14 protein-coding genes and 2 pseudogenes are annotated in these 13,210 nt (G+C 65.9%); all 16 read right to left on the bottom strand.

The window, feature by feature from the left end; all coding sequences use genetic code 11:
• Positions 1 to 7 precede the first annotated feature (7 nt).
• Positions 8 to 649 (bottom strand): hypothetical protein, encoded by a 642-nt coding sequence (locus tag APH34_RS11265; RefSeq protein ID WP_003821094.1) that lies wholly within the window; start codon positions 647 to 649, stop codon positions 8 to 10.
• Positions 646 to 1,245 (bottom strand): PilL N-terminal domain-containing protein, encoded by a 600-nt coding sequence (locus tag APH34_RS11260; RefSeq protein WP_003821093.1) that lies wholly within the window; start codon positions 1,243 to 1,245, stop codon positions 646 to 648. Before APH34_RS11260 ends, APH34_RS11265 begins: the two co-directional genes overlap by 4 nt.
• 158 nt (positions 1,246 to 1,403) lie before the next feature.
• Positions 1,404 to 2,273, bottom strand: a complete 870-nt coding sequence (locus tag APH34_RS11255; RefSeq protein ID WP_003821092.1) for a hypothetical protein — start codon at positions 2,271 to 2,273, stop codon at positions 1,404 to 1,406.
• A 113-nt stretch (positions 2,274 to 2,386) separates the two neighbouring features.
• Positions 2,387 to 4,666 (bottom strand): helicase-related protein, encoded by a 2,280-nt coding sequence (locus APH34_RS11250; protein ID WP_021205692.1) that lies wholly within the window; start codon positions 4,664 to 4,666, stop codon positions 2,387 to 2,389.
• A gap of 102 nt (positions 4,667 to 4,768) precedes the next feature.
• The gene (locus tag APH34_RS11245; protein WP_003821089.1) at positions 4,769 to 5,080 is read right to left on the bottom strand and encodes a hypothetical protein; all 312 of its coding nucleotides are present in this window, start codon (positions 5,078 to 5,080) and stop codon (positions 4,769 to 4,771) included.
• 103 nt (positions 5,081 to 5,183) lie between these two features.
• Complete coding sequence (locus APH34_RS11240; protein ID WP_003821088.1) at positions 5,184 to 6,293, bottom strand: DUF6094 domain-containing protein; 1,110 nt, start codon at positions 6,291 to 6,293, stop codon at positions 5,184 to 5,186.
• A gap of 64 nt (positions 6,294 to 6,357) precedes the next feature.
• Positions 6,358 to 7,005, bottom strand: a complete 648-nt coding sequence (locus APH34_RS11235) for a hypothetical protein (protein ID WP_054901198.1) — start codon at positions 7,003 to 7,005, stop codon at positions 6,358 to 6,360.
• Positions 7,006 to 7,081: 76 nt separating this feature from the next.
• Positions 7,082 to 7,342 (bottom strand): hypothetical protein, encoded by a 261-nt coding sequence (locus tag APH34_RS11230; protein ID WP_003090124.1) that lies wholly within the window; start codon positions 7,340 to 7,342, stop codon positions 7,082 to 7,084.
• 16 nt (positions 7,343 to 7,358) lie between these two features.
• Entirely contained in the window at positions 7,359 to 7,766 is a 408-nt protein-coding gene (locus APH34_RS11225; protein ID WP_003116821.1) for a hypothetical protein, read from the bottom strand.
• A gap of 104 nt (positions 7,767 to 7,870) precedes the next feature.
• Entirely contained in the window at positions 7,871 to 8,212 is a 342-nt protein-coding gene (locus APH34_RS11220; RefSeq protein ID WP_003116822.1) for a hypothetical protein, read from the bottom strand.
• Between the two features lie 94 nt (positions 8,213 to 8,306).
• A complete protein-coding gene (locus APH34_RS11215) occupies positions 8,307 to 8,996 on the bottom strand; it encodes a DUF3275 family protein (protein ID WP_003116823.1) in 690 nt (229 codons plus the stop codon).
• 94 nt (positions 8,997 to 9,090) lie between these two features.
• Positions 9,091 to 9,918: a DUF932 domain-containing protein gene (locus APH34_RS11210; protein ID WP_003116824.1), complete on the bottom strand. Its 828-nt coding sequence runs from the start codon at positions 9,916 to 9,918 to the stop codon at positions 9,091 to 9,093.
• A gap of 145 nt (positions 9,919 to 10,063) precedes the next feature.
• Positions 10,064 to 10,969 carry a DUF3577 domain-containing protein gene (locus APH34_RS11205; protein ID WP_003116825.1) on the bottom strand — a complete coding sequence of 302 codons (906 nt, stop codon included), beginning with the start codon at positions 10,967 to 10,969 and terminating at the stop codon, positions 10,064 to 10,066.
• Between the two features lie 310 nt (positions 10,970 to 11,279).
• A pseudogene (locus tag APH34_RS30325) lies at positions 11,280 to 11,730 on the bottom strand (XF1762 family protein).
• Between the two features lie 141 nt (positions 11,731 to 11,871).
• Positions 11,872 to 12,156 carry a DUF3085 domain-containing protein gene (locus APH34_RS11195; RefSeq protein ID WP_031629745.1) on the bottom strand — a complete coding sequence of 95 codons (285 nt, stop codon included), beginning with the start codon at positions 12,154 to 12,156 and terminating at the stop codon, positions 11,872 to 11,874.
• A 45-nt stretch (positions 12,157 to 12,201) separates the two neighbouring features.
• A pseudogene (locus tag APH34_RS28640) lies at positions 12,202 to 13,208 on the bottom strand (Tn3 family transposase); the annotation flags it as partial.
• Positions 13,209 to 13,210: the final 2 nt, after the last annotated feature.

Here is a 13,210-nt window from a genome sequence, read left to right as displayed (position 1 = left end):
GCTCCGTTCAGGGGATCGCCACGTGGCGGGTCTGGTCGCCGGCCTGGAACACCGCAGTGCTGCCCTCGACGGCCTGCAAGCGCCACGGGCCGACCGCATCGCCGGGTAGCAGCACCTGAAGCTGGTCGGGCGTGAAGTCGCCATTGCTCGGCGCGACGGACACGCTGCGCTCGCCGGCACGCAGTTCGGCACCGACGATGCGGAACGGGAGCGGCGTCGGTTCGGGCTTGGCGGTGGGCTTGTTCCTGGTGCGCGGCTGGGCGGGTGCAGCGGCGCGCGCAGCGGTCTGCCGCGCCTTGATTTGCTCGACTTCGGCGCGCAGTGCCTGAAGGTCGTCGGCGGAGGCATAGGCGCTCAGCGATTTCTCGACCTGGGCCGCGCGTGCTTCCAGGATTTGGCGGGTGTCTTTGAGGTCTGCCGCCGTGGCGACGGCTGGACGCTGCTGGATGGCCTCGACGGTCTCGGCCAGGCCTGTTGCCTGCGCTTCGAGGCGTTGCAGGCGGGAATCGAGGCGCTCCTGGTCGGCCTGGTCGTTCATCGTCTGGTAGCCGAGGGCAACGAGGACACTGAGGCCGATCAGCCAGAGCCACATCAGGCTCTGCACCACCACGGCGGCCGTTGAACGATGGGCGGGCTGCGGGGCGTTCATGGCTGGCCTCCCGATGCCGCGGGCGCCAGCGGGAACGTCTGCACCGCCTCGGTGGCAGGCGGCGCGGGTACGTTGTCGGCGGTCATGCTGTCGCCGGGCCGCTCGAAGCAGATTTGCCGCGCGCGGTCATCCGCGTGCAGTTCCCAGGCCGAACCAGCCAGGGTGAGCAGCGCATCCCGCAGGGTCATGGGGCCGAGGTGCAGGTGGGCCGCCGGCAGCGGCAGTGCGTACAGCTCGATCACCGCGTGCGTCGTCTGGCACAAGCCGTAACCGCTGCGCTTGAGCACATGCCGTAGCCCGTCGCCGACCGTAGCGCGTGCATCCTCGGGCATCGACACGTCGATGGTCTGCAACAGCAGGTCGCGCTGCGCTGCTGTCGGTGCCAGTTCCACGAGGGTGTAGCGGCCGTAGCGCACAACGGGGATGTATTCGGGCGCCTCGGGTACGGGTGCGGCCGAGACTTCCTCGATGGTGTCGGGCGCGACCGGCGCGCTCGTCGTCGCGCAGCCGCCAGCCAGCACCGACCAAAGCAGGCCGAGAAAACCCGCCAGCAGACGGCGTTCGGGATGGTGAAACCAAGGTGGAGAGGGGCACATGGCGCGTCGTCCTGAAACATCGAGCCCTCACCATCGCCGCTCGGGCCACGAGCGGCAGCAAACAATGCGAACCAGGCAGCGCCCGATTTCCCGGCAGCCTCCCTCCAAAGGAAAAGGCCCCCGAAGGGGCCTGTGAAAACGCATCGGGCTTCGCCCGATCAATCCCGAGCCAGCTTCAGGCCGGGATCGACCCGTGCCAGTTGGGTGTGCGACCAGCAGCGCACGAACTGCCCGTTCTCGCCGAGCGGCCGGTTCGCCACCGCCGCCGAATACTCGTCAGTGTCGCTGGTGTCGTAGCAGATGACCTTGATCTCGCCGCTGTCGCAGCGGATGGAGTGGATCTGGCCGTCGGTCATATCGACCACGACGACCTGCGGAACGAGGCCAAGTTCGCGGGCGGCCGACAGGATGGGGCCATATTCGGCGGCGTCGAAGCAGATGAACGGCCCTTCGTACCGGGCCTCTTCGGCCAGGTCCCTGGCCTTGTCGTAGTGGATACCCAGGTCGTATTCCTCCTGGGTGATCCTGACCTTGAAGACCGGCACGTTGGGGCTACCGGAGGCACCGATGCAGACGACCGCGACTTGCATCTCGATCTCACCGCCGTCGGCAGGTTCGGTCGAGGGGATGACGGCTCGGCCCGTGGGGGCGTCGTCTTCCATGCCCATGCGCTCGCGCATTTCGTCGATGAAATCCTCGGGGGCCATCAGGCCATAGCTCGCCAGGCGCAAGGGAATGTCCTCTGCACAGAGGTTGCCGTCCCCGATGCGTTGCTGCATGAAGGCGGCGATCTCGGCTTCGAGCGCATCGCTGTTAGTCGCCGAGGGCAACTCGGTCACCTCGATCGACCAAACATCCACCTTCGCGGCGGTCTCATCGATTAGCAACCTCTCGCCGATGGCGCGGACCCACATGCGTTGCAGCCGTGCCAGTATTTCCGACGCGGCCTCGCCGTTGAGCAAACAGGTCACGTCCAGCGTCAGGCGGGCCTTCACGTTTTCGGGCGTGGATTGGGTATGGGTGTTCATGGAAATCTCCTTGGAATGAAAAATGCGCAGCCACGTCCACGGAGACCGTGGGCGTGGCTGCAAGGTGGGAACAATGGAAAGCCGGCGGCGCGAGGCCGGCGTTGGCGTGGGGATCAGGCGGCGACCAGTTGCCGGGCCAGCGCGACCTCGACGGAATCACCGTCCTGGTTGAGCACATCCAGGCCCGATTCGGGCACGTCGCCCGAGGTGGACTGCGAGACCATGATCTTCTTGGCCATCAGCTCCAGGCAGGTCATCTGCGAGGAACCGGCGTAGCCGAGGTAGATCACGCGCACCGGCTGTTTCTGTCCGATGCGCCAGGAGCGGCGTGCCGCCTGCTGGAGCGAGTACACGTTGTAGCCCGACTGCATGAAAACGATCGTCGGGAAGTCCAACAGGTCCAAGCCCGTCTTGACCAGCTCGGGGTTGGTGATGAGCACGTCGATGCCACGGTCCAGTTGCTCGGCGATCCAGTCCTCGCGGCGGCTGGCGTCCACGCTTGCGCGCAGCACCGCCACCCGAAAACCTTCCTGCTCCAGCAGCACCTTCAAGCGCGACGTGGTGTCGCGCGTGCCGGTATAGACCGTGTAGGCCAGGACCTTGCGGCCCTGCGCCTTCTCTTCTTTGCAGATGTCGATCAGCTCGCGCTCTTTCGGCGTCACCTCAAACTCGTTGAACTGAGCCGGGACGAACGCCAAGGTGTTGCGCGTGCGCGGATGCACCACGGTTTCCGACCGGAAGCAGCAGTCCGGCCAGGCCAGCAGCACGTTGAGCACCACACCCAGCAGCGTCGTATCGCGTCGCGCCAGAGCCTGTTTCAGCTCCGCGGTCAGCCGACCCGCCAGGTCGCGGTAGGCCGCGGCTTGCGCCGTGTCCATTGCGACTTCACGGAACTCCTCGTCATACGGCGGCAGGACGTTGCCGCCGATGTCCTTGAGCTTGAGGAAGATCGTGAACGGCAGGATGCACCGCAAGACCCCTTTCGGCCCGAAGCCGGGAGCCTTGACCGTGCGCACCGATACCTTGGTGCCCCTGGCCGTCTTGTGCGCCGTGCCGGTGCTTTCGGAGTAGATGTCCTTGAGGACCCCGTGGTCCCTCATGAACGCCATGGCCGCCGAGGTCATGCTGCCGCTCGTGGTCGGGCGGTAGCCGTCTTCGATCATCCGCCCAGGCAGGGCTCGGAACAGCAGGTAGAACAGGTCGTCCCCGTAGCCGCCCATCAGCGTGCCTGTCAGCAGCAAGGTCTTGCGAGCCTTCGCCGCCAGCACGCCCATGGCCTGGCCCTGGGCACTGCCACCGTTCTTGTACTCGTGGGCCTCGTCCGCGATGCACAGGTCGAACGTGCCTTGAGGCAGGTAGCGCTTGATGAACTCGGACGGCTGGTAGCCGCCTTCGCCGAAGCCGAACTCCATGTTCGCCATCGCTCTTTCCATGCGATGCGCCTGGCGGTCAGAGAAGACCAGTTCGCCGTTGCCGTCCATGAGGTTGATGAACTCATGGATGTTGTCGCCCAGCATCGACGCGAGGAAGCCTTCGCCGAACTTCTGCATCAGCTTCTGCGCGGTGACTTCCCCGATCGTCGGGATGCGCTTGAGGGCTTTCAGCACGGCCGAGGACTGGTCGCTGCCGGACAGGCTGCGCGGGCGGATCAGCGTCCACAGGGGGGCGGCGCAATGGCTGCACTTCCTGCGGTATTCCTCGGCTTGGAGCGCGACCGGATTGACCGGCTCGCCGTCGAGGTCGGTGATGACCGTGCCGCAGTCCGGGCACGCCGCCACGTTGCCGTGACGGGTGCGCCGCTGGGTGAAGACGGGCTTCCAGTGGAACCCCATCCGCATCCTGACCCGGCCCAAGACGAAGAACTCCTGGCCCGTGGGCTGGACATTCAACTGCTCGCGCAGCTTGATGAGCTTGATGAGCGTGTCCGGCCCGTTGAGCACCCACACCTTGGCGCCTGCCACCGTCTCCTGGATCTCGCGCCGCCACTTGTAAACAAGGTGCGGCGGCGAAAGAACCAGGGTGCGGCGATAGCCTTCGGCGTTGAGCACGGCGGCCGTGGCGATGCCGACGGTCGTCTTGCCGCAGCCCATTTCGCCATTGACGATCGCGGCGCGTTCGCCACGGTCGATCAGCAGCTCGGCGGCGGCGTGGACGACTTCGGCCTGGGCCGGAAACAGCTTGCGCTTGAGGCTGGCGACGACGAGTTGCCGGTGCGCCTGCGGCTGGCCGTTATAGACCGGCGGGTTCGCGCTGTTGAGGGCGTCGAGCAGTTCGTCGCCGAACTCGCCGACGAAATCCTGAAGGCTCAGGGTCAGAGGGGAAGATTCCGCATCGAGCAGTTCGCCCTGTACGGGCGCGGCTTCAGCGGCAGTGGTTTCGAGATCGAGGGACATGGTGATGCTCCAAAGAAAATGGGGCATGCACCACCCCCGCGGGGCGATGGCATGCCCCGTGGTGGGATGAAGAGACGGCAGGCGGCCGTCGTCTGGGAGAGATCAGTACTCGCTGGGCAGTAGCAGCGTGGTCACGCTGCGATCCCATTCGGTGATAATCCAAAGCTGCAGGCCGGGTGCGACCTGGTAGGAAGAGAAAAGGCGGTCCTCGCCGGACTCCAGCGCGGCATCGTTCTGCCGCTTGTCGTAGTCGTCGAGGTCGCCCCAGTCGCCATTGAGGTGGCGGTGCAGATACGGCACCGGGTTGAGCCGGCCCTGCTGGACCAGGGCGTCAACGCCACAGGTCACGACGGTCTCGCCAGGGAAGAAGCGCCGGCTCGATGCTTGGCCGATGGGAAGTGCTTGGGCTGCCATGGAAAGGCTCCTTGAAGATGAAGGGGCCACGGCGCCCCCTCGGGGCGACTGGACCCCGGTGGGTGGAGGAAGCCGACGGTGACCGTCAGCGGTAGAGAAGCGATCAGCGGATGGTCAACACCTCGCCCCGCGTGGCGGAGCCGGGCGTCATGTCCCACGCGCGGATGACGGGCACGAACTTGTCGGTGAGGATGCGGGTCTCGGCGATGGAGCCGTCTTCGCGTTCGGTGAATTCCCGCTGGAGCGTCTTGTCCTTGTGGGTGTCACCTTTGACGACGAGCACGCGCCCGGTCTTGGAGCGCACAACCCCCGAGATCGCGCCCGCGGCCAGAGCCAGGGCGAGATGCCAGTGGGACAAGGCACGCGCCGGTGGACGCAGCGACTGCTGCGCGGCCCCCAGGTGCGTGTCCTGCGACGGCCAGAGGCCTTGCAGCCGGCCGACTTCATCGGCGAACTGCTCTGGCTCCATCGTCACGCGGAAGAAATGCTCCGGCTCGGCCGGACTGGCGGGGACGATGTACGGCAGGAACGGCCATTCGCTCGGCAGTTCCTCGGCTTCGACTTCACCAAGCCCGATCTGCAGCAGCAGATTGCGCACGGCCTTGAGACCATCGGGTGCCAGCTCGCGCTGGCGCACCCTGCGGCCGAAGATCACCACCTGCTTGAACTGCGTTTCCACCGCTCGGTAGATGCGTAGGTCCGTGTAGTGGCGTGTCAGCCAGCCGACCAGCTCGGCGTCGAGCACGTAGCCAGGGACGATGAAGACCAGCACGCCGCCATACTGCAATAGCGAGAGGCTGCGCTGATAGAAGAGCTTCTCGAAGCGGGCACGGCCCTGGCCCTGATAGCCGATGTTGCCGTTGACGTCCTTGGACAGATCGCCATACGGTGGGTTGAGCCAGAGCAGCCCGAACGACTGCTTTGAGATCATCGTGTCCATCAGGTCCGCGTGCAGGCAATGATCGACCAGGCCGCGGGCATGGCGTGCCCGCTCCGCGTCGAACTCGACGGCGAACGCCTTGGCTTGCTCGCGCCCGAGAGCATGAGCGGCTTCGGCGATCGCCACGCCTTCGCCGGCGCAGGGATCGAGGATGCACATCGGGCCATCGCTGGGCATCAGTGCGTTGAGGGCTCTTTCGAGCGTGGGTTCGTCGGTCGGGTAGTACCCGTTCTTGGAGAAATTGCGGGCGAGCCGCGGGAACATGAGGGCCATGGAAGTCTCCTGGTTGGCGGGGATGAAGTGCGAAAGCACGCCTTGGCGTGCTCTCGCGGGCGGGTCAAGCCGCTACCGCTTCCGGCGTCCAAATCTTGGCCGGATACGGATAGGCGGTGAGCACGTCACTGCGGATCAGGGAGCCCAGCGCCAGGGTCAGCGCCGGCACGTCGATGGCGAGCCGATGGCCTTCCAGCGACCCGAGGGCGAACGGAAGACGGGCCAGCATCTCGCGGGTCTGTAGCAGCTCCAGCACGGTTTCGCGCCAGTGGTCGAGCAGCGGCAGTGGGCAGGTGTCCCGCACCAGCATCCACAGGCGGTCAAGCCGGTGGGCGCTGCCCTTGGGCAGCAATGCCAGTGCGCTGGCGTTGGCCTTGTCGGGCTTGACGCAGCGGCGGTCGAACAGCCACACGTTGGACAGCGAACCGAACAGCGTTCGCCGGTAGGCGCGGGTCATGCGCTTTTCCAGACGATCGACGTTGCTGACGAACACCGGGACGCTGCCGCCCTGGTCGGTGATGACGTGGAACTGGTCCAGGCCCTGTTCGTCGCGCCCGAGGGTCAGACGAGCGAGGAACTGCTGGACGGCGGTGTCGCGCGCCCAGATCGACAGGAAGATCAGATTGCCCTGGTCATCGCCGACGCAAGCATCGGCCATCACGTCGGAGCATTCGTCGATGCGGTACAGCGTGGAAGAAGTGTTTGCGGGCATGGTGGTGTCCTCGGATGAACGGGAACAGCACCGCCCGCTGGGGCAAGTACTGCCCCAGGGGGTGGAAGAAAACCGCTCAGTCCGGCTCGAACTGCCGGGTGTGCGGGTTGAAGTGAAGCGGCTCGTCCGCCGAAGTGATCGGCGTGAAGCCTTCCAGGTAGATGTTGTTGAGGTACTGGTCGCGGTAGGTCAGTGCCTGCCGTGCCTGGTCCTCGGTGAGGCCGTTGTCGATGAAGTACGCCAGCATTTCCTCGTCGGAGGACACTTCGTCGTTGGACAAACTCCCTTCAACGAGTGCCAGCAACGAGGGCGGAAGCGTTGCCAGGATCGGGTCCATGTCGGTTCCTCCTGGCTCAGGCCATCGACGCCGCGGCGGATGCCGCGGATGCCGTGGGTGTGCGCCGCCGGGCGTGGTAGGCGCGAACGCCTGCACGCCAGTCGGCGGACTGCTCCGGTGCGAGGTCCAGATAGGACAGCGGGCACGTGTAGTAGTACGGGTGCATGGACTCGTCCAAGGACTTGTAGCCCCACTGGCCGCCGCTTCGTTCAAGCAGATCGCAGCGGATGTAGCGCAGGGACTGGCCCGGTGCGAGATCACGATGCACGCCTTCGACCTTGGCGGTCACTTCGGCGACGGACCACAGCACGTTGCCGCGCAGGGTGTGAGCGATGACCTTGACGCTGGCGCGCTCGGTCTCTTGCGGTGCGATCAGTTCCGCGATCAGTTCGGACCGCGATTGGTTTGAGAAATACCAGCCCATGAGAGGCCTCCTCGAAAAGTTGAGCTGAAGGCCTCCCCGTGGGGAAGAACCCCCAGCGGGTGATGGAATGCCGCATCTGCGGCGAAGGAACCTATGCGTCGCCCTCAATCCCAGTCGTCATCGTCTCGATCACAACCGGCCGGGCAGTAGCCGAACTCGATCCCGTGCGAGCAATAGCCATGCTCCGCATTCCAGTCCTGGGTTTCCTGCCGTTCGGCAGGTGTTGCGTAGTCCCATTCCTGGGCCGCGATTTCGAGAGCCTGAGCACGTTGCTCATCCGGCAAACGATTGGCCTGTGCGTCGATCGCCGAACTGAAGAGCGTCACGTAGTGGTCGTAGGACAAGCCGCAACCGCGCTGGGCGTGTGCGGCGGCCGCTTTGCAAAGGTCCCGCCACGCGGGTTCATCCAGCGTTGAACGCGGGGTATCGCAAGCGATGGTGGACATGATGGAGACCTCCAGAAAATGGCCAGGGCCTCCCCCGCATGGGAAAGGAACCCCGGCGGGTGGATGAAGAACACCGCGCATGCGGCGTCTGCGATCACGCAGGTTTTGGTTCGGCCTGGCGGCTCCACTCCTGCGTCTTGAAGTCCAGCGCGTAGCCCAGCTCGCCCAGGCGGGCGATCTGCGCGCGCAGGGTGCGGCGGTCGATGGTCGAATCCAGTTTCACGGACTCGCCCAGCGGCCACAGCAGGCCGAAGAGCGCGGCGTCACCGTCTTCGGTGCTGCCGGGGGCAGCGGCCGTAGCAGGCGGTGGCGCATCCACGCCGAAGGGCGTGGTATCGACCAGCGGGTCCGCGGACGCCTGCACGGGTGCGGGCTTGGCGGGCCTGGACGCTTTGGTGGGCTTGGCCGGCGTTGCCGCAGGCTGCGCCCCTTGCTCTTCATCGAGCGGATCGACGTCCTGGGTGGCGAAGCTGCGGGCTTCGTCGCGGCTGAGTTTGTCGATGCCGTTGAGCGTCATGCCGTCGAGGCTGGCACGGATCTCGAACCGCATGCCGCCGCCGACCGGATAGGACTTCGGGAAGATGTACCTGATGATGAATTCCCCGTCGTACTTGCCTTCGGGGTACTGCTCCAGCTCCGGGTCTTTGACCTCGAAAGTACCGAGGTGCGTCGCGAGGCGGCCAACCGTGAACGGGCCGTTCTTGCCGCGGATGGTACGCAGCGTGAGCTGGCCGGGGACGACGATGGGCGCAACCGATTTCTCGGAAGCCGATGGGGTTGCCATGATGGTTCTCCTGATGATGAATGACGGGCCGCCGACGGCACCCGGTGGATGAGAGGAAATGGCCTCGCCCGAGGTGGGCGAGGTCCGCGTGGCATCACGCCTTGAGCTGGCGCATGCCTTCGGCCAGCAGCCACAACGCCCGGTTCAGGCGCAGGTTCTGGTCGATGCCTTGCACCGGACGGGTGCGCTGATTGCGGCCGTTGGCCGTGCGTCCGTTCAGGCCCCCTTTGACTAGGTTCTCCTGGACGCGGTTGAAGACGGCCCACAGGTCGTTCTTGCGGTCGTCCCATCGCCGGGGTGCCAGCAGTTGGCTCTCGGTGACAGGCGTGGACTTGGCCGGATCGTCGTACTTGAGTGCGAGCGCAGAGTTCGCAAAGACCTCCGCTTCGCCCTCATCGAGGGTGATGGTGCGCATCGCATCGCGCGCGTTATGCACGCGCTCGAAACCTTCGAGGACTCCGTAGGCACCTTCGATCACCTGGCTGGCCACGTCGCCCTTGTGGGGAACGCGGATGTCTGCGGTGGTGTCACCGCAAACCAGGCCGTTGTGGCAGACGAACCGGAACATGCCGGCGAGCATCTGATAGCTGCTCGTGCCGTCATGGCTGTTGAGCAGGATGATCTCGTTCGCCTCGTCGCCGTTGATCTGGCTTGCATGGCGAAGTCGGATGAGGTGCTTCGTGTACTCGCGCCGGTCTTCGTTGCGCACGCGCGTCTGACACACCATGAAGGGCTCGAAGCCCTCCTGGCGCAGCTTGGTCAGCACGGTCGAGGTCGGTATGTAGGCATACCGATCGGACCGGCTCCCATGTGGAGCGTCGGCGAAGATCGACGGAACGACGGCACGAATGCGGTCGTCCGAGAGTGGGCGATCAGAGCGCAGGATCGGGGATTGCGGAGCAAAGCGGGATACCAGAGACATGGCTGATCTCCTTTGAGAAATTCGACAACCGCGTGGCCGTGAGACCACGCGGAACTCGGGGGATGAAATGCGCAAGCACGCGTCCTGGGGACGCGGCGTACGTGGGGAGGAAAAGCGACAAGGCCCCGTGAGAGGCCGTGCCGGATCAGAACGAAGCAGCCAATGCCGGCTCCTGCTCCTGGACTTGCGCCTCGGGCTCGCGCTCGGCGGGCTCGGTGGCCGTGTCGATGGCATCGTCGGCTTCGGACGCGGATGCGTCTTCGGCCGGCGGCGCCTCGGCTTGCGCCTGGCTCGTCGGATAGACCTGGGTGCCGTCGATCTTGATGAGACCGATGTGGACCAGCGTCGATTCCAGGCTGGCGGCCGGTTCCCCGGCGTGCTCACCCTTGGTGCGGATGTACGGATCGATCTTCATGTCGTTCAGACGGAAGGCGATCAGCACCTTGCGGTCACCCTCGACGGCCTGAACGCACCGGCGAACCAGGTGCTCGGCTTCCGGGGTGGCGACGATGGTGTCGAAGTACCGATACTCCGGTTCATCGACAGGCCCGGCCAGTGCCGCGACGGTGCAAGAGAGGAACGAGTCGCCAGCTTTTGGGGTGACGTCCTTCACACGATTGAGATAGCCGATGCCGCGGGTGATCAACTCGTGCTGCTCGATCGAAGCCAGTTCGGCCCGGTCGATCAGTTCGGCCTTGAGCAGTCGCGCCTTGAGGGACGCGGCGGCCTGACCCTTCTGCTCACCCTTGTCGCGGATGTACACATCGCCCCACAGGTCACCGAGGCGAAAGCGCACCAGCGGGCGCTGCTTGGGATCGTCAACGCCGATGTAGCGCTGAACGAGCTTCTTGGCCTCGGCACCCGAGACCTTGACGTCGAAGTAGCGGTAGCTGGGGTCCCGGGCGGGGCCGACCAGCGCGGCGATGGTGCATGCCAGGAAAGGCTGCGCACGGCGGCCGCCCCGGACGGGCACTTCACGGACACGCTGGATGTAGCCGATGCCCGAGGTGTGGAGGTCGAAATACGATTTCTCGTTGGACGTGGTGTTCATGGTGAATCTCCATTGGGATGAAGCGGAGACACACCGGCCCACGCATGCGGGGAAGGTGCGTGACCCCGCGGTGGGTTGATAAGGCGAAAGCATCCGCCACCAGAGGCTGGTGGCCGCTCGCGGAAGGATGCGGTGCGAGCTGGCTCGGTCACGCAGTGGGAACTGCGCCGCAACCTCGAAGACCGATGGTTGCCTGGCATGTCGCTGACGACGTCAGCAGGCATGGGGCCAGCATGGCGGGGCCTCGCGCGCGCGGCAGCAATCAATCGGCACCCGGGCGCTTCCCTTTGTCCGCGCCACCCGGCGCCTGTCACAGGCACTTGGCGCCGCGCAGGTGCTCGGGGGTATCGGCGCGCGGACGGCCGGGACGGCTCCAGGCGCCGCCACCGCGCGCGCCGATCAGCCGCCAGCCGGCGGCGCGCAGGCTGGCGCCACCTTCGTCGGGCATGGTGTAGGTGAGCAGGCGTATGTAGCCCAGCGCCCTTGCCGCCTGCCAGGCCGCGCCGTAGAGCTTGCTGCAGGCGCTGGGTGTGCCGTCGGTGCACAGCCGCGTGACTTCCAGCGTCCAGGTGCCGCGCGACCGGGCGGCCGACAATGGCCACGCCGTGGATCAGGTCGCTGTCGCTCAGCGTGACGGCCAGGGCGAACTTCGCGCCCTGGACCGGGCGGTGGTGGCGATGGTGCGACAGAACGAATGCATTGGCCGTGCGCAGCGACACCGGTAGGAGGTGCAGCCTCGGCGAGGTCGATGGCGTGTTCATGCGGTTGTCTCCGGTGGCATGCCGGCGTTGTGGCCGGCGGGGCGTGCCTCGGCGGCTGGAGACAAACGCGCACGCGCGGCGATGGCGGCGGTGCGAACAAAAGAAGGCCCCCGATGCGGGGGCTGCGAGGCGGTTGCCGCGTCAGGCGGGAGGCACCACTGCTAAGGACAGGTGCGTGGCGGTGGCGGAAAGCACGAGATCGTCCGCCGAGTGCTGGAGGCGCGTGAACAGGCCGTCCTTCGGGTCGAAATACTCCGCGAAGTCATCGCCGCCCAGCTCGCGGCCGGCGAGGTGCCACCAGTCATCGAACGGGTCGGTGTCCGGGTTGCATCCGACGGCGTAGGCGAGCAGTGCCTGGCGCCCATCCGGGCGACGCTCCCCACGCTCGGCGAGGAAGTACACGCCCTGATCCTTGACCAGGACAATGCGGCACTGATTGGGGACGTCTCAGAAAACGGAAAAAATCGTACGCTAAGCCGGTTGCAGCGGTCGTAGCGGCCTGAACTTGCCCGCGCCGATCTTGGCGCTGCTGCGCCAGAGGTAATCGCCGGTCAGGTTGATGTGCTCCCAGCCCAGCGGCGACAGGTACTGCAACAGGGCGTCATCGACAGTCTGGCCGTGACCGCGTAAGGCGTTTGAGGCCCGTTCCAGATAGACCGTGTTCCACAACACTATGGCCGCCGTCACCAGGTTGAGGCCGCTGGCCCGGTAGCGCTGCTGCTCGAAACTGCGGTCGCGGATTTCGCCCAGCCGGTTGAAGAACACGGCGCGGGCTAGCGCGTTGCGGGCTTCGCCCTTGTTCAGTCCGGCATGCACGCGGCGGCGCAGCTCGACGCTTTGCAGCCAGTCCAGGATGAACAGCGTTCGCTCGATGCGGCCCAGCTCGCGCAGCGCCACGGCCAGGCCGTTCTGGCGCGGGTAGCTGCCGAGTTTCCTGAGCATCAGCGAGGCCGTCACCGTGCCCTGCTTGATCGAGGTGGCCAGCCGCACCTTGGCGTTGATCGCCTTGCCGGACGCCTGGAACTGCTGCTGATGCTTGTGCTTGGCAGCGTTGAACAGCTTGCCCAGGATGCGGTCGTGCAGGTCGATGATTTCGTCGGTGACGGTGGCCATGCCCTCGATGGCGAGCGCACCAGGGTCGCGTAGCGGCGCTGTGCCTCGAACTTGGCCAGATCGGCGGGCGTCATCTGGCCGCCTTCGCGGGCGATCTTGAGCAGGCGGTTCTGGTGCACCGACCGCTCGATGCCGGAAGGCAGGTCGAGCGCCTGCCAGGCTTTGAGGCGCTCGATGTGTTCGAGTATGTGGCGCGAGTTCGGCTTGACGGGCGACTGGCGCAGCCAGGCCAGCCAGGTCGTCTTGCCGTTGTCGTGGCGCTTGAGCAGATCGTCGAGGCGGTGCCGGTGGGTGGCCGACAGGGGATCGGACAAGGCCGCGTAGATGCGGCGGTTGGCGCGGCTGTAGGCGTTCATCGAACACCTCC

This window comes from Pseudomonas sp. NBRC 111131, from assembly GCF_001320525.1.
GTDB classification, from domain to species: domain Bacteria; phylum Pseudomonadota; class Gammaproteobacteria; order Pseudomonadales; family Pseudomonadaceae; genus Aquipseudomonas; species Aquipseudomonas ceruminis.
Note: the sequence above shows the minus strand (reverse complement) of the source record. Positions and strands in the feature narration are given on the sequence as shown.